The 25,233-nt window shown below is 65.5% G+C and carries 21 protein-coding genes and 3 pseudogenes; 20 read left to right on the forward strand and 4 right to left on the reverse strand.

Annotated elements, in window-relative coordinates:
* Nucleotides 1–20 precede the first annotated feature (20 nt).
* The 4 genes and pseudogenes from FCN77_RS06590 to sdhC all read right to left on the reverse strand — a co-directional run bounded on the left by FCN77_RS06590 (nt 21) and on the right by sdhC (nt 3,571).
* Nucleotides 21–802 (reverse strand): annotated as a pseudogene (locus FCN77_RS06590) (succinate dehydrogenase iron-sulfur subunit).
* 1 nt (nt 803) lies between these two features.
* The gene (sdhA, locus tag FCN77_RS06595) at nt 804–2,612 is read right to left on the reverse strand and encodes a succinate dehydrogenase flavoprotein subunit (protein ID WP_137321621.1); all 1,809 of its coding nucleotides are present in this window, start codon (nt 2,610–2,612) and stop codon (nt 804–806) included.
* Between the two features lie 120 nt (nt 2,613–2,732).
* Nucleotides 2,733–3,232 (reverse strand): annotated as a pseudogene (locus tag FCN77_RS06600) (succinate dehydrogenase hydrophobic membrane anchor subunit).
* A 3-nt stretch (nt 3,233–3,235) separates the two neighbouring features.
* Nucleotides 3,236–3,571 (reverse strand): succinate dehydrogenase, cytochrome b556 subunit, encoded by a 336-nt coding sequence (gene sdhC / locus FCN77_RS06605; protein WP_368074334.1) that lies wholly within the window; start codon nt 3,569–3,571, stop codon nt 3,236–3,238.
* Nucleotides 3,572–3,873: 302 nt separating this feature from the next.
* Between sdhC and FCN77_RS06610 the strand changes: the two genes are divergently transcribed.
* From FCN77_RS06610 to FCN77_RS06705, 20 genes and pseudogenes are all read left to right on the forward strand, one after another.
* Nucleotides 3,874–5,007 (forward strand): mannose-1-phosphate guanylyltransferase, encoded by a 1,134-nt coding sequence (locus FCN77_RS06610; protein WP_137321623.1) that lies wholly within the window; start codon nt 3,874–3,876, stop codon nt 5,005–5,007.
* 138 nt (nt 5,008–5,145) lie between these two features.
* The gene (locus tag FCN77_RS06615) at nt 5,146–6,345 is read left to right on the forward strand and encodes an amidohydrolase (protein ID WP_137321624.1); all 1,200 of its coding nucleotides are present in this window, start codon (nt 5,146–5,148) and stop codon (nt 6,343–6,345) included.
* 132 nt (nt 6,346–6,477) lie between these two features.
* Entirely contained in the window at nt 6,478–6,942 is a 465-nt protein-coding gene (locus FCN77_RS06620; protein ID WP_137321625.1) for a MarR family winged helix-turn-helix transcriptional regulator, read from the forward strand.
* Nucleotides 6,943–6,988: 46 nt separating this feature from the next.
* The gene (locus FCN77_RS06625; RefSeq protein ID WP_137321626.1) at nt 6,989–7,420 is read left to right on the forward strand and encodes an organic hydroperoxide resistance protein; all 432 of its coding nucleotides are present in this window, start codon (nt 6,989–6,991) and stop codon (nt 7,418–7,420) included.
* A complete protein-coding gene (locus FCN77_RS06630; RefSeq protein WP_137321627.1) occupies nt 7,417–8,448 on the forward strand; it encodes an NADP-dependent oxidoreductase in 1,032 nt (343 codons plus the stop codon). The genes FCN77_RS06625 and FCN77_RS06630 overlap by 4 nt, the downstream gene beginning before the upstream one ends.
* Nucleotides 8,449–8,689: 241 nt before the next feature.
* Complete coding sequence (locus FCN77_RS06635; RefSeq protein ID WP_137321628.1) at nt 8,690–9,802, forward strand: BMP family protein; 1,113 nt, start codon at nt 8,690–8,692, stop codon at nt 9,800–9,802.
* Between the two features lie 181 nt (nt 9,803–9,983).
* Nucleotides 9,984–11,576 (forward strand): ABC transporter ATP-binding protein, encoded by a 1,593-nt coding sequence (locus FCN77_RS06640; RefSeq protein ID WP_137321629.1) that lies wholly within the window; start codon nt 9,984–9,986, stop codon nt 11,574–11,576.
* Nucleotides 11,569–12,953: pseudogene (locus tag FCN77_RS06645) on the forward strand (ABC transporter permease). Before FCN77_RS06640 ends, FCN77_RS06645 begins: the two are co-directional and overlap by 8 nt.
* Nucleotides 12,950–14,455, forward strand: coding sequence for an ABC transporter permease (locus FCN77_RS06650; RefSeq protein ID WP_175417172.1), 1,506 nt, complete (start codon nt 12,950–12,952; stop codon nt 14,453–14,455). The pseudogene FCN77_RS06645 and the gene FCN77_RS06650 overlap by 4 nt, the downstream one beginning before the upstream one ends.
* Nucleotides 14,456–14,547: 92 nt before the next feature.
* Complete coding sequence (locus FCN77_RS06655) at nt 14,548–14,898, forward strand: cytidine deaminase (RefSeq protein WP_254679000.1); 351 nt, start codon at nt 14,548–14,550, stop codon at nt 14,896–14,898.
* The gene (locus FCN77_RS06660; protein ID WP_137321631.1) at nt 14,895–16,217 is read left to right on the forward strand and encodes a thymidine phosphorylase; all 1,323 of its coding nucleotides are present in this window, start codon (nt 14,895–14,897) and stop codon (nt 16,215–16,217) included. The genes FCN77_RS06655 and FCN77_RS06660 overlap by 4 nt, the downstream gene beginning before the upstream one ends.
* Before the next feature lie 97 nt (nt 16,218–16,314).
* The gene (locus FCN77_RS06665; protein ID WP_137321632.1) at nt 16,315–16,947 is read left to right on the forward strand and encodes a DedA family protein; all 633 of its coding nucleotides are present in this window, start codon (nt 16,315–16,317) and stop codon (nt 16,945–16,947) included.
* 157 nt (nt 16,948–17,104) lie between these two features.
* Complete coding sequence (locus FCN77_RS06670; RefSeq protein WP_137321633.1) at nt 17,105–17,833, forward strand: DedA family protein; 729 nt, start codon at nt 17,105–17,107, stop codon at nt 17,831–17,833.
* Between the two features lie 58 nt (nt 17,834–17,891).
* Nucleotides 17,892–19,043, forward strand: a complete 1,152-nt coding sequence (locus tag FCN77_RS06675; RefSeq protein WP_137321634.1) for an adenosine deaminase — start codon at nt 17,892–17,894, stop codon at nt 19,041–19,043.
* Between the two features lie 67 nt (nt 19,044–19,110).
* On the forward strand, nt 19,111–19,743 hold the full coding sequence (locus FCN77_RS06680; protein ID WP_137324676.1) for a MazG nucleotide pyrophosphohydrolase domain-containing protein: 633 nt from the start codon (nt 19,111–19,113) through the stop codon (nt 19,741–19,743).
* Between the two features lie 122 nt (nt 19,744–19,865).
* Complete coding sequence (gene eno / locus FCN77_RS06685; RefSeq protein ID WP_018774732.1) at nt 19,866–21,146, forward strand: phosphopyruvate hydratase; 1,281 nt, start codon at nt 19,866–19,868, stop codon at nt 21,144–21,146.
* A 125-nt stretch (nt 21,147–21,271) separates the two neighbouring features.
* Nucleotides 21,272–21,961 (forward strand): septum formation initiator family protein, encoded by a 690-nt coding sequence (locus tag FCN77_RS06690; protein ID WP_137321635.1) that lies wholly within the window; start codon nt 21,272–21,274, stop codon nt 21,959–21,961.
* 164 nt (nt 21,962–22,125) lie between these two features.
* Nucleotides 22,126–22,752, forward strand: a complete 627-nt coding sequence (locus tag FCN77_RS06695; protein ID WP_175417424.1) for a DUF501 domain-containing protein — start codon at nt 22,126–22,128, stop codon at nt 22,750–22,752.
* Nucleotides 22,749–23,696: a Ppx/GppA phosphatase family protein gene (locus tag FCN77_RS06700; RefSeq protein WP_137321637.1), complete on the forward strand. Its 948-nt coding sequence runs from the start codon at nt 22,749–22,751 to the stop codon at nt 23,694–23,696. Before FCN77_RS06695 ends, FCN77_RS06700 begins: the two co-directional genes overlap by 4 nt.
* A 123-nt stretch (nt 23,697–23,819) precedes the next feature.
* On the forward strand, nt 23,820–25,199 hold the full coding sequence (locus FCN77_RS06705) for a S8 family serine peptidase (RefSeq protein WP_137321638.1): 1,380 nt from the start codon (nt 23,820–23,822) through the stop codon (nt 25,197–25,199).
* The last annotated feature ends 34 nt before the right edge of the window (nt 25,200–25,233 follow it).

Raw genomic sequence — 25,233 nt, forward strand, 5'->3', positions numbered from 1 at the left:
TCCGTTTGTGAAACGGGGTGCTAGATCTTGCGGGAGAGGATTGCCTGCTTGACCTCGGCAATTGCCTGCGTGACCTGGATGCCGCGGGGGCATGCTTCGGTGCAGTTGAAGGTGGTGCGGCAGCGCCACACGCCTTCCTTGTCGTTCAGGATCTCCAGGCGCATGTCGCCGGCGTCATCACGGGAATCGAAGATGAAGCGGTGGGCGTTCACGATCGCTGCCGGGCCGAAGTACTGGCCGTCGGTCCAGAAGACCGGGCAGGACGAGGTGCAGGCGGCGCACAGGATGCACTTGGTGGTGTCGTCGAAGCGCTCACGGTCCTCGGCGGACTGCAGGCGTTCCTTGGTGGGCTCGTGGCCCTTGTTGATGAGGAAGGGCATGACTTCACGGAAGGACTGGAAGAACGGCTCCATGTCCACGATCAGGTCCTTCTCCACGGGGAGGCCCTTGATGGGTTCCACGGTGATGGGCTTGGTCGTGTCCAGGTCCTTCAGCAGGGTCTTGCAGGCCAGGCGGTTGCGGCCGTTGATGCGCATGGCATCGGAACCGCAGACGCCGTGGGCGCAGGAGCGGCGGAACGAGACGCTGCCGTCGATTTCCCACTTGACCTTGTGCAGGGCATCCAGCACGCGGTCGGTGCCGTACATGGTGACTTTGAAGTCATCCCAGGTGGCGTCCTCGGAAACCTCGGGTTGTATCGGCGCACGCGCAGGGTGACGTCGAATGTGGGGATTTCTCCGCCGCCTCCGATGTGTGCAGGCAGCTCGATCTTGGAGGCTGGCTCAGCGAGTTCAGCGGTCATCTTAGTACTTCCTCACCATCGGCTCGTAGCGGGTAAAGACAACCGGTTTGGTGGCCAGGCGGATGCCGGCAGTTGTTTCCGCGGTCCCCGCGGTGCCGTCAGCCCGGGCGTGGTCATCCTTGTACGCCATGGAGTGCTTCATGAATTTTTCGTCGTCGCGTTCCGGGAAGTCCTCGCGGAAGTGTCCGCCGCGGGATTCCTCACGGTGCAGGGCTGCCACGGTCATGACCTTGGCCAGTTCCAGCAGGAAGCCGAGCTCCACGGCTTCGAGCAGGTCCAGGTTGAAGCGCTTGCCCTTGTCCTGGACGCTGATGTTCTTGTACCTCGCCTCGAAGGACTCGATGTCCTTCAGGACCTGGTTCAGCGTGTCAGCGGTGCGGAACACCTGCATGTTGGCGTCCATGGTGTCCTGGAGATCCTTGCGGATCACGGCCACCTTCTCGTCGCCGGTGCCGTTGCGGGCGATGTTCAGCAGTTCGATGGTGTACGCCTCGGGATCCTCCGGAAGCTCCACGAAGTCAGCCGTCTTGGCGTATTCCGCAGCGGCGATACCGGCGCGCTTGCCGAAGACGTTGATGTCCAGCAGCGAGTTGGTGCCCAGGCGGTTGGAGCCGTGAACCGAAACGCAGGCAACCTCACCGGCGGCGTAGAGGCCGGGAACCACGGTGTCGTTGTCCTGGAGGACCTCGGTGGTGATGTTGGTGGGGATACCGCCCATGGCGTAGTGCGCCGTCGGGAACACCGGCACGGGCTCCGTGTAAGGCTCCACACCTAGGTAGGTGCGGGCAAACTCGGTGATGTCCGGCAGCTTGGCGTCGATGTGCGCCGGCTCGAGGTGGGTCAGGTCCAGGAGGACGTAGTCCTTGTTCGGGCCACAGCCGCGGCCTTCGCGGACTTCGTTGGCCATGGAGCGGGCCACGATGTCACGGGGTGCCAGGTCCTTGATGGTGGGAGCGTAGCGCTCCATGAAGCGCTCACCTTCGGAGTTACGCAGGATGGCGCCTTCGCCACGTGCGGCTTCCGAGAGCAGGATGCCCAGGCCGGCAAGGCCGGTCGGGTGGAACTGGAAGAACTCCATGTCCTCCAGCGGGATGCCGCGGCGGAACGCGATGCCCATGCCGTCACCGGTAAGGGTATGGGCGTTGGACGTGGTCTTGAAGACCTTGCCGGCACCGCCGGAGGCGAAGACCACGGACTTGGCCTGGAACACGTGCAGTTCACCGGAGGCGAGGTCGTAGGACACGACGCCGGCTACCCGCTTCTGCTTGTACGGTGTGCCGTCCTCGCGGACCGCGTCCTCTTCGACCGTCAGGAGGTCCAGGACGTAGTACTCGTTGTAGAACTCAACGTTGTGCTTGACGCAGTTTTGGTACAGCGTCTGCAGGATCATGTGACCCGTACGGTCAGCGGCGTAGCAGGCCCGGCGGACCGGGGCCTTGCCATGGTCGCGGGTGTGGCCGCCGAAGCGGCGCTGGTCAATCCGGCCCTCCGGGGTGCGGTTGAACGGCAGACCCATCTTTTCCAGGTCCAGCACGGCGTCGATGGCTTCCTTCGCCATGACTTCGGCTGCATCCTGGTCCACCAGGTAGTCGCCGCCCTTAATGGTGTCGAAGGTGTGCCACTCCCAGTTGTCTTCCTCGACATTGGCCAGTGCCGCACACATGCCACCCTGCGCCGCACCGGTGTGCGAGCGGGTGGGGTAGAGCTTGGTCAGTACTGCTGTGCGCGCGCGCTGACCGGATTCGATCGCGGCGCGCATGCCAGCGCCACCGGCACCGACGATGACGACGTCGTACTTATGGACCTGCATACCAGACGCTCTTTCTCTCAAAATTCGCTATAAAACCACGGGCGGGCGGAGCCTGCACCGTAAAACCGTTGCCCGCACTCAGTGCGGGCGCGGCTGATCCCCTCGCGGAGGATGGTGCCGCTAGGCTGCGGGGCAGAAGCCGCCCGGCAGAGGTACGCCGTTGACGTCCAGCGGGCACGGGTTGAAGGTGAAGATCACCAGGGTGCCCAGGATGACGATGACGGCGGTCGCGGCATAAAGGACGATCTTCAGCCAGAAGCGGGTGGAATCCTTCTCGGCGTAGTCGTTGATGATGGTGCGGACGCCGTTGGTGCCGTGGAGCATGGCCAGCCAGAGCATGGCCAGGTCCCAGAACTGCCAGAACGGATCGGCCCACTTGCCGGCTACGAAGCCGAAGTCGATGGCGTGGATGCCCTCGCCTACCAGCAGGTTGACGAAGAGGTGGCCGAAGATCAGGACCACGAGGACAACGCCGGAAAGCCGCATGAACAGCCAGGCTGCCATTTCGAAGTTGCCCTTCGACGCGCCGCTGCGGCGGTACCTGGGGCAATCAGGCCTGCGCCGGGCTTCCCATTGCTGTCTTTTCCACTGCGTGGGCTCTGAATCTGGGTTGCAGTCATGGCTTAGTGACCTCCGAAGGCGAGGGAAAGGTGGCGGATGGAGAAGCCCACCATGACGACGACCCAGAGCACCAGGACCGTCCACAGCATCTGGCGCTGGTACTTCGCGCCCTTCTTCCAGAAGTCGACGGCGATGATCCGCAGGCCATTAAAGGCATGGAACACGATCGCTGCGACAAGGCCCGTTTCACCCAGGGCCATGAGGGGGTTCTTGTAGGCGCCGATGACGGCGGTGTATGCCTCGGGGGACACGCGCACCAATGAGGTGTCCAGCACATGGACCAACAAGAAGAAGAAAATCACTACACCGGTAATGCGGTGTCCAACCCAGGACCACATGCCTTCACGGCCGCGGTACAAGGTGCCAGCTGGTTTTGTCGGCACTGAATAAACCTCCCTGCAACACAGCGGCGCTGGCATGGGATCCACGCGGGGGGAACGCCTGCTGCGAGAGCACTCGTAAGCTCAAGCCTAAATCTAGGCTTCGCTCACAGCTTATTCAATTTAGGAACTCCTTGGTGTCGCGCCTCTCCGCGGTTTTTGTCCATTTTTGAGACGAACGCCACACTATGGCTGTTGTGGCGGTGTCGGAAGGGCACCGCCTGCCCGGTTCCGCACCGTGTTCAGCTAAAGTAGCCGTGATGAGTACAGACATAGTGACAAGCCGGGATTCACCGCTGAGCCGTTTCATTGCGGTAATTCCTGCAGGCGGAGTGGGGACCCGCCTCTGGCCCCTGTCGCGTGCAGCAGCCCCGAAATTCCTCCACGACCTCACGGGTTCCGGCAGCACTCTGCTGCGGGCAACCTACGACCGTCTGGAACCGCTCGCAGGCAAAGGCGTGCTGGTTGTTACCGGCGTTGCCCACCGGAACGCCGTATGCAGCCAGCTTCCCGAGGTCCTGGAATCGGACCTTGTGCTGGAGAGCGAGCCCAAGGACTCCGGTGCGGCCATCGGCCTTGCGGCGGCCATCCTTTACCAGCGGGATCCGGACACCATCATGGGTTCCTTTGCCGCGGACCAGGTGATCAGCCCGGACGAGCTCTTCCAGGACGCTGTCCGCGAGGCTATCTACACCGCAGCGGCCGGCAAGATTGTCACCATCGGCATCAAGCCGACGCACCCCTCGACGGGGTTCGGCTACATCCGTTCAGGCGAGAACCTGTCCATCGCCAACGCGCCCAGCGCTCAGGCCGTGGTGGAATTCGTGGAGAAGCCCAGCGAGGACGTGGCCCAGCAGTACGTGGACAGCGGGGAGTACGTCTGGAACGCGGGGATGTTCGTTGCCCCGGTGTCCCTGATGCTGCAGCATCTCGAAGCCAACCAGCCTGAGCTCTTCAAGGGGCTCACCGAGATTGCGCAGGCCTGGGACACTCCGGACCGTGACGAGGTCACCGCCCGCATCTGGCCCACGCTGCCGAAGATCGCCATCGACTACGCGGTGGCCGAGCCTGCCGCCGCCGCCGGGGACGTCGCCGTCGTGCCTGGCACGTTCCGCTGGGACGACGTCGGGGACTTCGCCTCCGTGGGCCGGCTCAACAGCGCGAAGGAAGTCGACGACGTCACCGTCCTCGGCGAGGGCGCCCGCGTCTTCACCGAAAACGCCAGCGGCGTGGTTGTCACCGACACCAAGCGTGTCATCGCGCTGATCGGCATCAAGGACGTGGTCATTGTGGACACTCCGGATGCCCTGCTGGTGACCACCATGGCGCACTCCCAGCGGGTCAAGGCGGCCGTTGACGCGCTCAAGGCCAGCGGCGACACCGACGTCCTCTAATTTCCGAGTCAGCCCAAGCTCTCCGGCGCTGCCGGGCAGCTTGGGCTGACGTGTTTCCGGCGTCGGAATCCGGCCCCCGGATCCGTAACCCGCGGACCCTGATGCGGGTATTCGCGGCACCATCGCTAGAGTTGTTCCGTGCGCAACTACACTACTGAAGCCGAACCCACCGCTCTTGTGGGGCCGTGGCTGGAGCCGCTGCTGCCGGAACTCATCGATTTCCGCCGCGACCTCCATGCGCATCCGGAGCTGTCCTTCAAGGAGTTCCGGACCACCAACAAGCTGGCGGAGCGGCTGGAGGCCGCCGGCCTGAAACCGCGGCGGCTCGAAGGCACCGGCCTCACTGTCGACGTCGGCGAAGGCCCCATCGCGACGGCGCTGCGCGGAGACATCGACGCCCTTCCCATCATCGAGGAAACCGGCCTGCCGTTCGCGTCGAAAAACCACGGCGTCACGCACGCCTGCGGGCATGACGTCCACACCACCACCATGCTTGGCATCGCCCTGGTCCTGCACCGCATGCACCAGGAATCCCCGCTCGGCGGCACGGTCCGCATCATTTTCCAGCCGGCCGAGGAAACGATGCCCGGCGGAGCGCACTCCTGCATTGAGCAGGGTGTCCTGGAAGGCGTGCCGCGCATCCTGGCCCTGCACTGCGATCCGCGAATCGACGTCGGCAAGATCGGCACCCGGATCGGCGCCATCACCTCGGCGTCGGACACCATCAGGATCGAGCTTTCCGGCCGCGGCGGCCACACCTCGCGCCCGCACCTGACCGAGGACCTGGTCTTCGCGCTGGCGCAGATCGCGGTCAACGTTCCGGCTGTGCTCTCCCGCCGGGTGGATGTCCGCAGCGGCGTCTCCGTGGTGTGGGGTCACATTTCCGCAGGCTCGGCCCCCAACGCCATTCCCGGAACCGGCTACATGGCCGGGACCATGCGTTGCCTGGACCGCGACGCCTGGCAGAGTGCCGGTGAACTCCTCGACGAAGTGGTCCACCAGGTGGCCGCGCCGTACGGTGTGGACGTCCGGCTGGAGCACACACGGGGCGTTCCGCCCGTGGTCAACTCCGAACATGAGACCGCGCTGATCGAGGCGGCGGCACGCGCTGAGATCGCCGAAAGTGCCGTGGTCCTCACTCCGCAGTCCATGGGCGGAGAGGATTTCGCCTGGTTCCTGGCCGAGCTGCCCGGCGCGATGATGCGGCTCGGCACCAAGACTCCCGGCGGCGAGGAATATGACCTGCACCGCGGTGACTACATCCTGGACGAGCGTGCGCTGGGCTATGGCATCCAGGTCCTGACGGCCGCGGCCCTGCGCACAATCCGCGACCTCTAAGCAGCGCCGACTAAGCGCGAACAGGCAGCTAATGCCCTCAAATCCCGGATCTGCGGGCATTAGCTGCCAGTTCGCGCTCCTTGTTGGCTAGATAAGTTGTGCACAATTCAATTGTGCGATATCGTATTTCCCATGACCGACGCTCCCAGACTCAACGCCCCCCGCCTCGACGCTCCCAGGCTGAATCGCCAGGTGTGCTTTGCGCTGTACTCCGCGTCGAAGGCCGCCACCGCCGTCTACCGGCCCATGCTGGATGAGCTCGGCCTGACCTACCCGCAGTACCTCGTCATGCTGGTGCTCTGGGAGGACCAGCCCCGCAGCGTCCGCGAACTGGGGGAGGAGCTGGGCCTGGATTCCGGTACCCTGTCGCCGCTGCTGAAGCGCCTCGAATCGCTAGGCCTGGTGGAGCGGCGGCGGTCGGCCGAGGATGAGCGCCGGGTGGAGGTATTCCTGACGGACGCCGGCACCGCCCTCAGCGCCAGGTCCAACGGAATTCCAAAGCAGCTGGCAGACGCCGCAGGCCTGTCCCCGGCAGAACTCGACCAGCTCCGCGAGACCCTGGGCAGGCTCACCGCCGCCCTCCATTCCGCCCGCTAGGCAGATTTCCCAACAACAGACTTCCCACTCAACAGAACGGAACCACGTGAAGACTCTCTACACCGCAGAAGCACTGGCCTCAGGCGAGGGCCGGGACGGCAACGCCCGCACGAAAGACGGCAAGCTCGACGTAACCCTGGCGAGCCCCGTGGAACTGGGCGGCAACGGCCAGGGCACCAACCCGGAACAGCTGTTCGCGGCCGGTTACGCCGCCTGCTTCCACTCGGCGCTGCGCCTCGTGGGGCGCAAGGAAAAGGCGGACCTGACGGATTCCGCCGTCGCCGCAAAGATCCATTTCGGCGCCCTCGAGAACGGCGTGGGCTACGGCCTGGCCGCCGAGCTCGAAATCGCACTCCCGGCACTGGACCTCGCCACAGCGGAAGCCCTCGTGGCCAAGGCGCACCGGATCTGCCCCTACTCCAACGCTACCCGCGGCAACATCAACGTAGACATCAAGATCCTGGAGGTGGCCGCGTGAGCGCCAACACCGAAACCGCAACCCTTCCCGCAGCCACCCGCGAAATCCAGCTGGCATCCCGCCCCGTCGGGCGGCCGGTCCCGGCGAACTTCCGCCTCGCCGAATCGGAGCTGCCCGCCTTGCAGGACGGCCAGGTGCTGGTCCGCAACCTGTTCATCTCCGTGGACCCCTACATGCGCGGACGCATGAATGACGTCAAGTCCTACTCCGCGCCGTTCGCGCTGGATGCAGCGCTCGACGGCGGTGCTGTGGGTGAGGTGATCGCGTCCAGGAGCGATGAGCGCAAGGTGGGGGACGCCGTCGTGCATCCTCTGGGCTGGCGCGAATACGCTGTGGTGGACGCCAAGGCAACCACGCTGGCGCGGACGGACCTGGCTCCGGCCTCGGCTTTCCTGGGCGCGCTGGGCATGACCGGTCTCACAGCCTACGCGGGCCTCTTGAAGGTGGCCGAGTTCAAAGCCGGCGACGCCGTCTTCGTTTCCGGCGCGGCCGGGGCCGTCGGTTCCCTCGTAGGCCAGATCGCGAAAGCCATGGGTGCATCGCGCGTGATTGGCAGCGCCGGTACCCCGGAAAAGGTGGCGCGGCTGCTGGAACTCGGCTTCGACGCTGCGTTCAACTACAACGACAGGCCGGTGCTGGAGCAGCTGAAGGAGGCGGCCGGGGCTAACGGCATCGATGTCTACTTCGACAACGTGGGCGGGGACCACCTGGAAGCGGCGCTGTCGGTGCTGAACGTCGGGGGGCGCGTGGCCATGTGCGGCGCGATCTCGCAGTACAACGCCACCGAGGCCACCCCCGCGCCGCGCAACCTCATGCAGGCGATCGGCAAACAGCTGACCCTCCGCGGGTTCCTGGTGGGCGGACAGCGGCAGCACGCCGCGGAGTTCGCCGGCCGGATGGCGGGTTGGCTGGCCGACGGCACAGTCAGCTACGACGAAACCGTGGTGGACGGCCTGGAAAACGCGCCGCAGGCATTTATGGACCTGCTCGACGGCGCCAACACCGGGAAGATGCTGGTCCGGATCTAGGAAAATGGACGTGACTTGCGGGGGGCGGCTACCGATAGGTAACAAGTTCTCAACAATCTCCTGGAAGGCGCGCCGGCGTGGTATCAGGACGTGTTCCAGGCCACTAAAGTAGCTGACATCAGTGCGCCTCGGCGCAGTGCTGCGAAACCATCAGTGAAAACAGAATTTCAGTGTGGAGCATTCGAAACGGACACTCATTGAACCCCGTCGTAGCGCCTATCTCTTTGTTCCTGGAGGAAAATTGAAGAACTCACTGCGTGCAAACCTTAAACGCGGTTCAATGGCCGGTGTCGCCACTGCGGGTGCGGCTGCCCTGCTGCTGACCGGCTGCGGAGCTGCCCCGTCGTCGCCGGGTGCCTCCGGCTCCGCGACGAAATCGGACTACACCGCATGCATGGTGTCCGACTCGGGTGGATTCGACGACAAGTCGTTCAACCAGTCCGGCTACGAAGGCTTGCAGCAGTCCGTCAAGGACCTCAACATCCAGGAGAAGCACGTCCAGTCGAAGGCTGACACGGACTACGACCCCAACCTGCGCTCCATGGTGCAGCAGGGCTGCAAGCTCACCGTCACTGTCGGCTTCCTGCTCGGCGACGCCACGAAATCCATCGCTACGGCCAACCCGAACAGCCACTTCGCGATCATCGACTACAACGACCCCACGTTCCCCAAGAACGTCAAGCCGATTGTCTACGACACAGCCCAGGCAGCATTCCTGGCCGGCTACCTGGCTGCCGGCACTTCGAAGACCGGGAAGGTGGCCACTTTCGGCGGCATCAACATCCCGACGGTGACGATCTTCATGGACGGCTTTGCCGACGGCGTGAAGTACTACAACGACAAGAAGGGCAAGAACGTCCAGCTCATTGGCTGGGACAAGGCCAAGCAGGACGGCACCTTCGTCGGCGACTTCAAGCAGGTGGACAAAGGCAAGGTCCTGACTCAGGGCTTCCTGGACCAGGGCGCGGACATCGTCCTTCCCGTGGCCGGCCCGGTGGGGGCCGGCGCAGGCAGCGCGATTCTGGAGGCCAAGTCCAAGGGCAAGGACGCCAAGCTGATCTGGGTTGACTCCGACGGCTACCTGACCGCCCCCGAATACAAATCCGTGATCCTGTCCTCGGTCCAGAAGACCATGTCCACCGCTGTGGAGACGGTCATCAAGGACGACAAGGACGGCAAGTTCGACGCCGCACCGTACATCGGTACCCTCGAAAACGGCGGCGTGGCCCTGGCTCCTTTCCACGATCTCGATGCCGCCGTGCCGGCAGATCTGAAGAGCGAGCTGGACCAGCTGAAGAAGGACATCGTTTCCGGCACCGTCAAGGTCGAGTCGAAGTCCAGCCCGGCCAAATAAGCATCACAATGCGGGGCGCGCTGCCCTTCCGCCGTTACCTCGGCCGAAGGGCAGCGCGCCTTGTTTTGCTTGCCAGCCCGCCCTGCCCAGGGCCCCCTGAGGACACTAGGCTGGGATTACCCGTTGCCCTGCCGCCGACAACGCGCCGGAGCAGGTCCGTACACACAGATTGGTTGGGGTTTTGAAACTCGAACTGAGAGGGATCACGAAGCGATTCGGATCCCTGGTAGCCAACGACCACATCGATTTGGTCGTAGAGCCCGGGCAGGTCCACTGCCTGCTGGGAGAGAACGGCGCAGGGAAATCCACCCTGATGAACGTGCTCTACGGACTCTACGACCCCACGGAAGGTGAAATCCTGGTCGACGGCAAACCCGTCGTCTTCAAGGATCCCGGAGAGGCGATGGCCGCCGGCATCGGCATGGTCCATCAGCACTTCATGCTCATCCCGGTCTTCACCGTGGCCGAGAACGTGGCCCTGGGCAACGAGACCACCAAAGCTGGCGGCCTTCTCAACCTCGAAGCCACGCGAGCGAAGATCCGCCAGATTTCGGACCAGTACGGGTTCGACGTCGACCCCGACGCCATGGTCGAAGACCTTCCCGTGGGGGTCCAGCAGCGCGTTGAAATCATCAAGGCCCTGGTCCGCGATGCCGAGGTCCTGATCCTGGACGAGCCCACGGCAGTGCTCACCCCGCAGGAGACCGACGAGCTGCTGGATATCATCCGGCAGCTGAAGCGGGACGGGAAGTCGATCGTCTTCATTTCCCACAAGCTCCGCGAGGTCAAGGCTATTTCGGACACGATCACCGTCATCCGCCGCGGCAAGGTGGTGGGCCAGGCGGAGCCCACGGCGTCGCCCACGGAGCTGGCGTCCGCCATGGTGGGGCGCGCAGTCAGCCTGACGCTGGACAAAGCCCCGGCCAAGACCGGTGAGGTCACGTTCAAGGTCCGTCACCTGACAGTGACCGACCACAATAGCCAGCACGTTGTCGACGACCTGTCCTTCGATATCGCCAAAGGCGAGGTGCTGGCCATCGCCGGCGTGCAGGGCAACGGCCAGACCGAACTGACCGAGGCCATCCTGGGCGTCCAGACGCATGTCTCGGGATCCATCACCCTCGACGGCGAGGAACTGCTGGGCCGAAGCGTCAAACACATTCTCGGAACCGGCGTCGGGTTCGTCCCCGAAGACCGCACGCTCGACGGACTCGTGGGCACGTTCTCGATCTCCGAAAACATGATCCTGGATCTCTACGACAAGGCGCCGTTCGCACGGGGCGTGGGGATGAAGCCCGGCGTGATCGCGGAGAACGCCGCGAAGAAAGTCGAAGAGTTCGACGTCCGCATCCAGTCCGTGTCAGCGGCCGTGGGCACGCTCTCCGGCGGTAACCAGCAGAAGGTCGTCCTGGCCCGCGAACTCTCACGGCCGCTGCGCCTGTTCATCGCTTCGCAGCCCACCCGCGGGCTGGACGTAGGATCGATCGAATTCGTCCACAAGCGCGTCATCGCCGAACGGGACCACGGAACCCCCGTCATGATCGTCTCCACCGAACTGGACGAGGTGATGCAGCTGGCCGACCGGATCGCGGTGCTCTACCGTGGACGGCTGGTCGGCATTGTTCCGGCCACCACGTCCCGCGACGTGCTGGGCCTGATGATGGCTGGAGTCCCTGCCAACGAGGCCGAAGCCAGCGCCGCAGCCCACGCCCACAGCAGCCCGACGACGGCGGTGCCGGAGCCTGCCGGCCACGAAGGAGAAGCACATGTCTGAGAAGACGACCCCGGAGCCGGCGGCTCCGGCCGGCAAGCACGCAGCGGAACCCGCTGAGCTCCGGAAACCCGGGCCGACCACGTCCGAGGCCGCCGTCTCCGACGTCGTCCTCGACACCGCAGGGGACAGATCCCCCCGTCCGCTGTTCCGGCAGCGACGCAACGGCGGGACCGGGACAGCGGGGAATCGGTGCTGCACCAGATCTTCGCCGGCAATGCGATGGTGTCCGTTCTGTCCGTGCTGCTCGCCATCGTGATCGGCGGCATCCTCATGGCAGTGACCAATCCCAAGGTCGCCGCCACGGCAGGCTATTTCTTCGCCCTTCCGGGAGACCTGCTGAGCGAAGTGTTTCGTCCGTACGCCGCCCTGGTCCAGGGATCCATCTTCAACTGGGCCGGCGCTGACCTGGCCGCGCAGCTGTACCCGATCACCGAGACGCTGACCGTCGCCACCCCGCTGATCTGCGCCGGGCTCGGCGTGGCACTTGCCTTCCGCGCAGGCCTGTTCAACATCGGCGCCCAGGGGCAGATTATCTTCGGCGCCCTCTTTGGCGCCTACGCCGGGTTCGCCTGGCACCTGCCGGTAGGCCTGCACCTGCTTGTCGTCATCCTCGCCGGCCTCGTCGGCGGTGCGGTCTGGGGCGGCGTTGTCGGCCTGCTGAAAGCCAAGACGGGGGCGCATGAGGTGATCGTGACGATCATGCTCAACTACATCGCCAACTTCCTGCTGCTGTTCCTGCTGACCACCCCGGCCTTCCAGCGCAAGGGTTCCACCAACCCCATCTCCCCGTTCCTGGACTCCACCGCCCTGTTCCCCGAGCTGCTGGGTCCCCAGTTCCGGCTGCACGCCGGGTTCATCGCCGCGATCCTGGCCACCGCCTTCGTCTGGTGGCTGCTGAACCGGTCCACCATCGGCTTTGAATTCCGCGCCGTCGGCGCCAACCCGAACGCCGCGCGGACCGCTGGCATCAACGTCGCCCGCAGCACCATCCTGGTGATGGCGATCGCCGGTGCCCTGGCAGGCCTGGCCGGCATCGCCCAGGTGTCCGGCACGGAAAAGTACCTTTCCGGCGGCGTGGCCGCATCCATCGGCTTCGATGCCATCACGGTCGCGCTCCTCGGGCGCTCGACGCCGTGGGGCACCTTCTTTGCCGGACTCCTGTTCGGAGCCTTCCGGGCTGGTGGCGTGGCCATGCAGGCCCAGACCCAGACACCAATCGACATTGTCCTGGTCATCCAGTCCCTGATCGTGCTGTTCATCGCAGCACCGCCGCTGGTCCGTGCGATATTCGGACTCAATCCCCGTAAGAAAAAGTCCACCAAGAGTGGGACCGCCGGTTCAACGGCCGGCGGCGTGAAGAGCGGAGCGGCAGCATGAGCGCCACGACACAACCTCCCGCCAGCCGGCAGGCAGCGGAAGGCCCCGGACAGGCAGGAGGACGGCCCGCCAAGGCAGGCGCCGCCGAACTGGTGAGCTGGAAAGCCGGCGTCGGACTGGGCCTGCTGGCCGTGCTCGGCACCATCCTGTTCGGTTTCCTGGCCAACACGAAGTCGGCCGGTTTCCGGATCGCCGAGGCCCGGGACCCCAACGCCTCCTCCGCGGCGGCGTGGATCACGCTGGTGGTCGCCCTGGCCGCCGCCGCGTACTTGGGCTACCGGTGGATGAACCGGCGCCGCAGCGGCGAAACCGTGGACCGCTGGATTCCGGCAGCCACCGTCGCGGCCGTCGTCGTCCTGGGCCTGGCTGCCCTCGGCGTCGCCCGGGTCGAAAAGATCACCGTGCCCTCGATGGCGCTGGGCTGGATCTGCTCCGTCCTGCTGCTGGCCCTGGCCGCCTACACGTGCTTCCTGACTCTTCAGCATCGCCGGATCCCGGGGTGGCTGGGCGGCACTTTCGCCGTGGTCTTCCTTGTCGGGTTCATGATCTGGATCGTCGCGGGCGGCCGGGACGCCGAGCCGTCCATTTCGCTCGGCGGCCTCATGGCCGGAGCCGTGACGCTCGCCGTTCCCTTGGTGTTTGGCTCGCTCTCCGGCGTGCTGTGCGAGCGTGCAGGCGTGGTCAACATCGCGATCGAAGGCCAGCTCCTGCTCGGCGCGTTTTCGGCAGCCGTGGTGGCCACGGTGACCGGCAACGTCTACCTCGGGCTCATTTCGGCGGCCGTGGCAGGTGCCCTCGTGTCCCTGGTCCTGGCAGTGGTGAGCATCAAGTACCTCGTGAACCAGATCATCGTGGGCGTGGTGCTCAACGTGTTGATCAGCGGGCTCACCAGCTTCCTGTTCTCCACCCTGCTCACGGCGAACCCGGAGCAGCTGAACAAGCCCGGCAGGCTCCAGGCAGTCGACATCCCGTTCCTCGCGGATATCCCGATCATCGGCCCCATCCTGTTCCACCAGTCCCTGGTGGGCTACCTGATGTACGTGGCCGTCATCGTCGTCTATGTCGGGCTGTTCCACACCAAGTGGGGCCTGCGCGTCCGGGCGGTGGGGGAGCACCCCCAGGCTGCGGACACTGTTGGCATCAACGTGAACCGGACCCGGTTCCGCAACGTGCTCATGGGCGGCGCCATCGCCGGCATCGGCGGGTCCTTCTTCACTCTTGTCTCGGTGGACGCGTTCAGCAAGGACATGTCCGGCGGCCGCGGCTACATAGCGCTGGCCGCCATGATCTTCGGCCGTTGGAACCCCATCGGCGCCTTTCTGGCCGCACTCCTCTTTGGGTTCGCCGACAACCTGCAGAGCATCATCACCATCATCGGATCCCCGGTTCCGAGCCAGTTCATGGCCATGCTGCCGTACGCACTGACGGTCATCGCCGTGGCCGGGCTGGTGGGACGTTCGCGGCCGCCCGCAGCCGACGGCATACCGTATGTCAAGGGCTGACGGCCGTGCGCGAAGAGCAGGCTGCCGCGGCCCCCGACTCCGGAACCAACGCCGTCGACTGGGCAGCCCTGGAAACGGCCGCCGTGGCGGCCATGCGGAACGCCTACGCTCCGTATTCGAAGTTCGCCGTGGGGGCAGCAGCCCTCACGGCCGACGGCCGGATCGTGAGCGGCTGCAACGTCGAAAACGCCAGCTACGGGCTCACCCTGTGCGCCGAGTGCGCACTCGTCGGCAACCTGCACATGACCGGAGGCGGCCTGCTGCGCGCCTTCTACTGCGTGGACGCAGGCGGCAACGTCCTGATGCCCTGCGGGCGCTGCCGGCAGTTGCTGTACGAATTCCGGGCTCCGGACATGGAACTCATGACCACGCACGGAATCAAAACTATGGACCAGGTGCTTCCCGATGCCTTTGGTCCCCAACACCTGGAGGAACCCCGGTGACACCAACCCCAAACAACACCGAAGCGTTCGACGCCGTGGACATCATCCGGATCAAGCGGGACAAGGGTGCGCTCAGCCCCGCGCAGATCGACTGGACCATCGACGCCTACACCCGCGGCGCGATCGCCGACGAGCAGATGGCGGCCCTGAACATGGCCATCCTGCTCAACGGCATGGACCGGGCCGAAATCTCGCGCTGGACCGCGGCGATGATCGCCTCCGGTGAAAGGATGGACTTTTCCGGCCTGCGGCGGCCCGACGGCGGCGTGAAGGCGACGTCGGACAAGCACTCCACCGGGGGAGTGGGGGACAAGATCACGCTTCCGCTGGCTCCGCTGGTTGCCGTTTTCGGCGTCGCCGTGCCTCAGCTTTCCGGCCGCGGCCTGGGCCACACCGGCGGGACCCTGGACAAGCTGGAATCGATCCCGGGCTGGCGCGCAGCGCTGAGTAACGACGAAATGATGGCCCAGCTCCAGGACGTGGGGGCAGTGATCTGCGCCGCCGGTGCCGGTCTGGCGCCCGCTGACAAGAAGCTGTACGCCCTGCGGGACGTCACCGGAACAGTGGAGGCGATTCCGCTCATCGCCTCCTCCATCATGAGCAAGAAGATCGCCGAGGGCACCGGTTCGCTGGTCCTGGACGTCAAAGTGGGCACCGGCGCCTTCATGAAGGACGAGGCCCGGGCCCGGGAACTCGCGGAAACGATGGTTGCGCTGGGCAGGGACGCCGGGGTCAACACGGTGGCCCTGCTGACCAACATGAACACGCCGCTGGGCCTCACGGCAGGCAATGCCATCGAGGTGGAGGAGTCCGTGGAGGTGCTCGCCGGCGGCGGTCCGGAAGACGTCGTCGAGCTGACGGTCCGGCTGGCCGAGGAAATGCTCGCCTGCGCGGGCGTGCACGACGCCGACCCCCGGGCCGCGCTCAGGGACGGCCGGGCCATGGACGTGTGGAACCGCATGATCGAGGCACAAGGCGGGGACCCCCGGGCAAAGCTGCCTGTCGCGAAGGAATCCGAGGTGGTTTACGCGCCCGCCGACGGCGTGCTCGTGGAGCTGGATGCGCTGGCGGTGGGCGTCGCTGCATGGCGCCTCGGTGCCGGCAGGGCACGCAAGGAGGACCAGGTCCAGGCCGGGGCAGGGGTCCGGCTGCACGCCAAACCCGGCGCGCTGGTCCGTGCCGGCGAGCCCCTGATGACGCTGCTGACGGACACTCCGGAGAAATTCGGCCGCGCCAAAGAAGCACTGGAAGGCGCTGCGGTGGTTGCGCCGGAAGGCTCACGGCCGGCTCAGAAGCTCATCATCGACCGCATCGCCTGACCACGCGGTACTCCCGGGGCGGATCCCGGCGGCGGCCTCCACGCCCGCCCCGGGACCGGTCCGGGAGAGATCCGGTGGCCCCGGCCGTTAGGAAACTGTGCAGGCAATCAACGACTTCATCCTCGCCGCGGCCGGACAGCCCTGGGTGCTCCTCCTGGTGCTGGCCTGCTGCGTGATCGACGGGTTCTTCCCGCCGATCCCCAGCGAGTCCGTTGTGGTGGGCCTGGCCGCGGTGGCAGCCACCGCGGACGTCCCCAACCCGATGATGCTGATGCTCATCGCCGCACTCGGAGCCTTCGGCGGGGACAACATTGCCTACCTGATCGGCCGCAGGGTCGGCACCCGCCGCTGGCGGTGGATGCGCGGACCGAGAATGCAGACAGCATTCCACTGGGCAGGCAACGAACTCATGAAGCGCCCCGCATCCCTGGTCCTGGTGGCCCGGTTCGTTCCAATCGGCCGGGTGGCCGTGAACCTGACGGCCGGGGCTACGCATTTTCCGCACCTGCGCTTCGTTGGGCTCACTGTGCTGTCCGCCGCACTGTGGTCTTCGTATTCCGTGGCCATAGGGCTGTTTTTCGGGCAGTGGTTCGAGGACAACCACCTGCTGGGTGCGACCATTGCCATTGTCTGCGCGATCCTCCTCGGGATCATTGTTGACGTCCTGATCAGCCGGTTGCGTGGCAGGCTACCGGAGGAACCGGCCGGGGAGTCCACATCAGGCCCGTAGCCTCGCGTCCAAGTAGCCACGGGATCAGGCTGCGGCATGTTTGCGTCCGCGAGGGACTTCCAGCGAAATCTTTTCCTCCGGCCGGAACGTAGCGAATCATGCTTCTGCCATGCGACACTAATTAGGATTTCCATCACTTCATAGGAGCAGGGCCCGCGTGGAATTTATCAATGAGGCAGTGCTCCATGCCGCAGGCCAATGGTGGATCTATCCCATCCTGCTGGTGTTCTTTTTTGTGGACGGCTTCGCGATGGTGGTCCCCAGCGAAACGCTGATCGTCGCCCTCGCGGCCTTTTCACGCCAGAGCGGCGAACCCAACCTGTGGATTCTTGGCGCCACCGCCCTGGTTGGCGCCATGGCCGGCGACAACATGGCCTACATGCTGGGTCGGAAGATCGGGCTGGAACGTTGGCGCTGGATGCGCAAACCCAAGGTGCAGAAAGTCTTCGCGTGGGCCCACTACGAGCTGGAGAAGCGGGGCGCCGTCCTGATTTTCACGGCCCGGTACATCCCTTGGGGCCGTGTGGCGGTCAACTACGTTGCCGGCACTACGTCCTTCCCGCACCGCAGGTTCTTCGTCCTGGACGCCGTCGCCTGCTTTACCTGGGTGGGTTACTCGATCGGGATCGGCCTTCTGGCCAGTTCCTTCCCCTTGCTGCATGACAATCCGCTGCTCGGAGCCGGCATTGCCGTGGTGTTCGCCATCATTCTCGGAATCATCATCGACCACCTGCTTCGCTGGTGGCACAAGCGGCTGGGTCGCAACGATGTGGTTCGTCCAGGCAAGGAAGCGGCTCCGGAAGAGGGCGCACATGCCCAGCGGGACGCCGTCGAGATGGCTCCGATGGCCGTTCCCGCAGTCGCCGAAGCCGAACCCGGGCGCTAAATCGGGGCCGTCACTTTCCGGGTGGCGCTGGAAGCCTTCCGACCCTAAGGTTGGAACCGTGACTGAGCCCATTCTTGACGCTGCCCCTGCCATCGACTTCGACCTCAAAAGCCTCCCCAAGGTTTCCCTGCACGACCACCTGGACGGCGGCCTGCGCCCGGCCACCATCATCGAACTGGCGGAAGCCGTTGGACATACCCTTCCCTCCACCGATCCGGTGGCCCTGGGGGAATGGTTCCGTGAATCCGCGGACTCCGGCTCCCTGGTCCGCTACCTCGAGACCTTCGACCACACCATCGCCGTGATGCAGACCAAGGAGGGTCTCTTCCGGGTGGCCAAGGAGTTCGTTGAGGACCTCGCGGACGACGGCGTGGTGTACGGCGAAGTCCGTTGGGCACCGGAGCAGCACCTGCAGAAGGGGCTGACGCTGGACGAAGTGGTCGAGGCCATCCAGGAAGGCCTCGACGCCGGCGTGGACGCGGTCGCCGAAAGCGGCCGTGAGATCCAGGTGGGCCAGCTCATCACGGCCATGCGCCACGCGGACCGCGGCCAGGAGATTGCCGAACTGGCAGTCCGTCACCGCGACAACGGGGCCGTTGGCTTCGACATCGCCGGAGCCGAAGATGGGTTCCTGCCGGCACGCTTCCGCGACGCCTTCACCTACCTTGCCCAGCACAACTTCCCCGCCACGGTCCACGCCGGCGAAGCTGCAGGCCTGGAAAGCATCCAGTCCGCCCTCGTTGACGGCCGGGCCCTGCGCCTGGGCCACGGCGTGCGCATCGCCGAGGACATCACGGTCGAATTCGACGACGAAGACTCCGCCGACGGGGACGAAGCCGACGGGAACATCGGCATGGTGACGCTCGGTGAGCTCTCCAGCTGGATCCGCGACCGAGGCATCGCCCTGGAAATTTGCCCGTCCTCCAACCTGCAGACGGGCGCCATCGCCGGCTTCGGTGAGGGCATCGAAAGCCACCCGCTGGACATGCTGTACCAGCTCGGCTTCAACGTGACGATCAACACCGACAACCGTTTGATGAGCGGCGTCACCCTCACCGACGAGTTCGAGCTGCTGGTGGAAACCTTCGACTACGACCTCGACGACCTGCTGGAGCTGACGCTCAACGCCGCCGAGGCCGCGTTCCTGCCGCTGGAGGAAAAGGAAGCCCTCGTCGAGTACATCAACGACGCCTACGCCAGCCTTGCCTAAAGACGGTCCGAGCCCGGTTGCCTCCTTGGTGGCCAACATCGCCGCCCTCCGGGAGCATTGCCCCTGGATGGGGGCGCTGACCCACGAGTCCCTGGTGGAGTACCTCCTCGAGGAGGCCTTTGAAGTTGCCGAAACAATCGAAACCGGCGGCGACGAAGCAGAGCTCCGAGGGGAGCTTGGCGACGTACTGCTCCAGGTGGTGCTGCACGCCCGCCTGGCCGAGGAACGCGGCAGCTTCGGTTTCGAGGACGTCGTCCAGGGCCTCACCGCGAAGCTGATCCGCCGGAATCCGCACGTGTTCCGGCCGGACGGCTCGCTGCAGGACACCTTTCCGGCCAGCGTGGAGGAGATCGTCCGCAAGTGGGACTCCATCAAACTGGCCGAGAAGCCGGAACGCGGTGATCCCTTCGAAGGAATTCCGCAGGCCCTCCCGGCTCTCGCCCGCGCCCAGAAGTCATTGGATCGTGCCGGGCGGGCAGGGCTGGTGGCTGATCCCGCCAGCACCGGATCCGGGCAGGCCCAGCCGCCGGTAGTGGGGTCCTTCAGCTCTGAAGAGGAGCTGGGCGAGCTGCTGCTCGCCGTTGTCTCCACTGCCCGGACCAGGGGCCTCGACGCCGAACGCGCCCTCCGCGGGGCCGTCCGGCGGTATCAGGACAGCAACCGCCTGGCCAGCCGGCACACTTCCGCGACGGGATCATGACGTCCGGGTGCTGGATAGGTTTCCGTAACCTGCAACACTCTCGACTACGCTAGTCCCTGACGAGGACGTCGAGTTTTTCCGCTAGATTCCCAGTAAATCGCTTCACCATAAGGAGCATATTCATGGCGCTTATCGATGCCATCCACGCCCGCGAGATCCTCGATTCCCGTGGCAACCCGACCGTAGAAGTTGAAGTTCTGCTTTCCGACGGCCAGATCGGCCGCGCAGCAGTTCCCTCCGGTGCCTCCACCGGCGAACACGAGGCCGTTGAACTCCGCGACGGAGACAAGGGACGCTACCTCGGCAAGGGTGTCCAGAAGGCCGTTGACGCAGTCATCGACCAGATCGCTCCGGCCCTGACCGGCTTCGATGCCACTGACCAGCGCAGCATCGACCAGGCCATGATCGACCTGGACGGCACGCCCAACAAGGGCAAGCTCGGCGCCAACGCCATCCTGGGTGTTTCCCTGGCCGTGGCCAACGCCGCCGCAGCGTCCGCAGACCTGCCGCTGTACAAGTACCTGGGCGGCCCCAACGCGCACGTCCTTCCCGTTCCGCTGATGAACATCCTCAACGGCGGCTCGCACGCCGACTCCGATGTGGACATCCAGGAATTCATGATCGTCCCGATCGGCGCCGAGACCTTCTCCGAAGGCCTGCGCTGGGGCGTCGAGGTCTACCACAACCTCAAGTCGGTCCTGCAGGCCAAGGGCCTCTCCACCGGCCTGGGCGACGAGGGTGGCTTCGCGCCGAACCTGCCCTCCAACCGTGCCGCGCTGGACCTGATCCAGGAAGCCATCAAGAACGCCGGCTACACCCCGGGCAAGGACATCGCCCTGGCCCTGGACGTCGCCTCCTCCGAGTTCTTCAAGGACGGCGCCTACCAGTTCGAAGGCAAGGCACTTTCCGCCACCGAGATGAGCGCCTACTACGCCGAGCTCGTCGCCGACTACCCGCTGGTTTCCATCGAGGACCCGCTGGATGAAAACGACTGGGAAGGCTGGAAGACCCTCACCGACACCATCGGCGACAAGGTCCAGCTCGTGGGCGATGACCTCTTCGTCACCAACCCGGCAATCCTGCAGCGCGGCATCGACACCAAGACCGCCAACTCACTGCTGGTCAAGGTCAACCAGATCGGCTCCCTGACCGAGACGCTGGACGCCGTGTCACTGGCCCAGCGTGCCGGATACACCACCATCACCTCGCACCGCTCCGGCGAAACCGAGGACACCACCATTGCTGACATCTCCGTTGCCACCAACGCGGGACAGATCAAGACCGGTGCCCCGGCCCGCTCCGAGCGCGTCGCCAAGTACAACCAGCTGCTGCGCATCGAAGAGGAACTCGACGACGCCGCACGCTACGCCGGCCGTAGCGCGTTCCCGCGTTTCAAGGGCTAGCATCCAAGAAAACAGCTGACCGGTGGCTATGGTTGAAAGACCATGGCCACCGGTTCTGTTTTGTGCCAAGGACCGGTTCGCGGCCAGAACCGAGCACAGCACGGACCATTCATTACAGGAGTGTCATGCCCACCCGCCGTCCCAAGGTTCCCCGGGCTACGCCCGCGGTGCGTCAGTCCAAGGACGCCGACGACGGCGCTGACGTCATCCGCGCGGATTTCGGCGCGACGCGGCACCTGCCCGCCGCCGAGGCCAAGCCGCCTGCTGCGCCCGGGAAAGCCACCACAGCAAGCCGCCTGGGGACGTCGGTCAAAGCCGGGGTTGCTGCCGGCAAGCAGGCCGCCGGCCGTCCGACTGGCAGCCAGCCAGCGGGCCAATCCACCCGGGCGTCCGGGAAAAATGCAGCGGATGAGAACCTCGATCCCGTCCCTGCCAAGGCGTTTTCCGGACGGATGCTGGCCCTGGCCGTCGTCATGATTGCCATCACCATTATGCTGGCCCCCACCGTCAAGATCTTTATCGACAAACGGGCCGAGATCGCCGCACTGCAGGCGGATATCGCGTCGCGGAAAGCCGAGCAGGACAACCTGAAGCTCCAGGTGTCGCGCTGGCAGGATCCGAACTACGTGAAGCAGCAGGCCCGGGACCGCATTAACATGGTTATGCCGGGTGAAACCGGCTACTGGGTGTTTGGCAGCGATCTGCCGGCCGGGACCACCAGTAGCCAGGCCGGTACAGGATCAGCAGAGGACCCGGCAAAACTGCCATGGGTGGACTCGCTTTGGGAGTCCATCAGGCGTTCGGCAACAGACTAGAGGCGGTGCCCTCCGCCGGCTGTCCCAGGGGACGGCCCACCAAGGGCAGGAAGGCGGCCGCGCCAGTGGACCAGAATTTAGTGGGCGAAAACGCTCCGGGCGGGAACCCGGCGGAAGGCGAAGCCACAGCCTCCCCGGCTTACAGCCACCCCTCGGCCCGGGACCTGGACGTCCTCAGCCGGCAGCTGGGGCGCCCCGTCCGCGACGTCGTCGAAATCCCGGCCCGCTGTGTCTGCGGCAACCCCCTGGTCGCGGCGACATCGCCGCGTCTCAGCAACGGAACGCCGTTCCCCACGACGTTCTACCTGACGCACCCGGTCATCACATCGGCAGTGTCGCGGCTCGAGGCCGCGGGCCTGATGAACGACATGAACGAGCGCCTCACCGAAGATTCCACCCTGGCTGCCCATTACCGGGCAGCCCACGAGGCCTACCTCGTTTCCCGGGCGGAGATCGGGGAACGGTCCGGCATCGGCGCAGTCCCCGAGATTGACGGCATCTCCGCCGGCGGTATGCCCACCCGGGTGAAGTGCCTCCACGTCCTCGTGGGTCATTCCCTGGCGGCCGGTTCCGGGGTCAACCCGCTGGGTGACGAGGCCATTGCCGCCATCAGCGAATGGTGGACGGCAGACCGCTGCTACTGCGACGGCGCCTGGGACACCGGGGGAGAGGCGCCCTCAAAGGACCTCAGCCGCCACGGACCGCAAGGCCTCCCCGACATCGTCGGCCGTCCTGCGCCGGTGCGCAAAACCCAGCAGCATGCTGAAAACTCCACGGAGGCAGCCCAGTGACGCGCGTTGCCGCCATCGACTGCGGCACCAATTCCATCCGGCTCCTGATCGCCGATGTTGACGGAAACGGGAGCAGCTCCAAGCTGACCGACGTGGTGCGTGAAATGCGGGTTGTCCGGCTGGGCCAGGGCGTGGACGCAACCGGTGAACTGGCGCAGGAGGCCCTTGACCGCACGTTCGCCGCGACATTGGACTACGCGGCACTGATCCGTGAACACGGGGCGGGAAAGGTCCGTTTTGTTGCCACTTCCGCCACTAGGGACGCCAGCAACCGGGACGTCTTTGTTGCCGGCATCCGCGAGATCCTTGGGGTCGAACCTGAAGTGATCACGGGCGACGAAGAGGCGGCACTTTCCTTCGCCGGCGCCAGCAGCGTGCTTCCGTCCCGCGGGTCGGACCCCGTGCTGGTGGTGGACCTTGGCGGCGGAAGCACCGAATTCGTGCTCGGCGACGCCAGCGGCGTCATCGCCGCCAAATCGGTGGACGTCGGCTGTGTCCGGATGACGGAACGCCACCTTCGCAACGATCCGCCGTCGCCGGAGCAGATCGCTGCGGCAGAGGCCGACGTCGACGCCGCCATCAGCGAGGCGGGACTGGCCGTTCCGCTGGAACGCACCGCCGCCGTCGTCGGCGTGGCAGGGTCCGTCACCACCATTACGGCCCACGCGCTCCGGCTGCCGGAATACTCGCCCGCAGCGATCCATGGCGCGGAACTCCCGCTCAGCGCCATTGACGAAGCCTGCACGGACCTGCTTGAGATGTCCAAGGCCGCCCGCGCCGGACTGCCCTACATGCACCCGGGCCGCGTTGACGTCATCGGTGCCGGCGGACTGGTCTGGCGCCGTGTCTTGGATCGCCTGGCCGAGGTCACGGACGGCAGGATCACCTCGGCCGTCGCCAGTGAGCACGATATTCTCGACGGGATTGCCTTGAGTATCAGCTAGCGAACGGGCTTCAGCCAGAGAATGGCCTCAGCCAGAATTCTTCCCGGCCGGTGCGCCCCCACGGAACCGCCGACAGCAGCCCTTCCGCGCTGCACCATCAGATGCAGACCCGATTGGACCCACATGACCAGAGCAACAGCCCGCCGGAGCCGGATAGCCCCTGCCCTGACGGCTATGGCCCTTGCCGCAGGAACCTTGGCGGTGTCGCTGATCGGCGCTCCGGAGGCCAGCGCCGATTCCTGGCGGGACAAGGAATACTGGCTGTCCGAGTCCGGCATCACCAAAGCCTGGGAAGTTTCCAAGGGCGCCAACGTCAAAGTCGCCGTCATCGACAGCGGAGTTGATGCCAAGCACCCCGACCTGAAGGGTGTGGTTGTTGGCGGGAGCGACACCTCGGGCGCAGGAAGCGCTGACGGGCAGAAAAGCATCGGTTCGAAGCCGGAGCACGGCACGCTGGTGGCAACCATGCTGGCCGGGCGGGGCCACCAGCCGCCGAAGTCCACCGCAACCCCGACACCAGGTGCTAAGCCGGCGCCCGGTCCCGACGGGATCGTGGGGGTTGCGCCCGAAGCGCAGATCCTTTCGGTTTCCACGTGGCTTGGATCGCAGAATCCCGGCGGCAAGACGGACCAGGAACAGATTCCTGCGGCAGTGCGCTGGGCGGTGGACAACGGTGCCCGCGTGATCAACATTTCGCTGGGCAGCACCTCGCCGGAATGGCCGCAAAGCTGGGACGCGGCATTCCTGTACGCAGAACAAAAGGACGTGGTGATCGTGGCCGCCGCAGGCAACCGGGTGGGCGGCAATGTGCAGGTGGGCGCCCCCGCCACCATTCCGGGCGTGCTGACAGTTGCTGGCGTGGACCGCAAGGGGTCCGCCAGCGTCGATGCCTCCTCCCAGGGCATCAGCATTGGTGTGGCAGCGCCGGCCGAAAACCTGGTCGGCGGCATGCCGGGCGATGGCTATGCGGAATGGGCTGGCACCTCCGGAGCCACACCGATCGTGTCCGGCGTGGCGGCGCTTATCCGCTCCAAGTGGCCCGAGATGTCAGCGAGCCAGGTGATCAACAGGATTGTCACCACAGCCAAGGACGCCGGCGCACCGGGCAAGGACCCGATTTACGGCTTTGGTGTGCTCAATGCAGAAGCTGCCCTCAAGGACGACGTGCCGGAAACCAAGGTGAACCCGCTGGGCACCGTCGCGGACTGGATCAGGGTCCATCGCCGCGGAGAGTCGGTCGCCACCACACCGGCCGCGGAGCCAGGCGACAGTCCCTCGAGTGCCGCGCCCACGCTGCCCAGCGCCGCCGTTCCGGTGGCTGAGGCGCCGTCCCCCTTGGACAGCGCCGTGCCGGCCATGGTGGTGATCGGCTTCGGCGTGCTGTTTGTGGGCATCATCGGAGGAGCTGTTTTCCAGCTTCGGAAGGCCTCAAGGAACCCGCGCGGATTGCGGGATGACCCCGAGACCGGAGTGCTCGACGCCGTGGACTCGAAAGGGCCGTAGAGACGCCGGTAATAGTTAGTGAAGATTTTCACAA

Source organism: Arthrobacter sp. 24S4-2 (assembly GCF_005280255.1).
Classification (GTDB): domain Bacteria; phylum Actinomycetota; class Actinomycetes; order Actinomycetales; family Micrococcaceae; genus Arthrobacter.

What these genes read in the sequence shown, in the direction of transcription:
- FCN77_RS06620 (WP_137321625.1), top strand. Translation starts at nt 6,478, where the DNA reads ATGACCGACGCTCCCAGACTCAACGCCCCCCGCCTCGACGCTCCCAGG.
- FCN77_RS06705 (WP_137321638.1), top strand. Translation starts at nt 23,820, where the DNA reads ATGACCAGAGCAACAGCCCGCCGGAGCCGGATAGCCCCTGCCCTGACG.
- FCN77_RS06655 (WP_254679000.1), top strand. Translation starts at nt 14,548, where the DNA reads ATGCGGAACGCCTACGCTCCGTATTCGAAGTTCGCCGTGGGGGCAGCA.
- FCN77_RS06610 (WP_137321623.1), top strand. Translation starts at nt 3,874, where the DNA reads ATGAGTACAGACATAGTGACAAGCCGGGATTCACCGCTGAGCCGTTTC.
- sdhA (WP_137321621.1), bottom strand. Translation starts at nt 2,612, where the DNA reads ATGCAGGTCCATAAGTACGACGTCGTCATCGTCGGTGCCGGTGGCGCT.
- eno (WP_018774732.1), top strand. Translation starts at nt 19,866, where the DNA reads ATGGCGCTTATCGATGCCATCCACGCCCGCGAGATCCTCGATTCCCGT.
- FCN77_RS06680 (WP_137324676.1), top strand. Translation starts at nt 19,111, where the DNA reads ATGGGGGCGCTGACCCACGAGTCCCTGGTGGAGTACCTCCTCGAGGAG.
- sdhC (WP_368074334.1), bottom strand. Translation starts at nt 3,571, where the DNA reads ATGTGGTCCTGGGTTGGACACCGCATTACCGGTGTAGTGATTTTCTTC.
- FCN77_RS06690 (WP_137321635.1), top strand. Translation starts at nt 21,272, where the DNA reads ATGCCCACCCGCCGTCCCAAGGTTCCCCGGGCTACGCCCGCGGTGCGT.
- FCN77_RS06650 (WP_175417172.1), top strand. Translation starts at nt 12,950, where the DNA reads ATGAGCGCCACGACACAACCTCCCGCCAGCCGGCAGGCAGCGGAAGGC.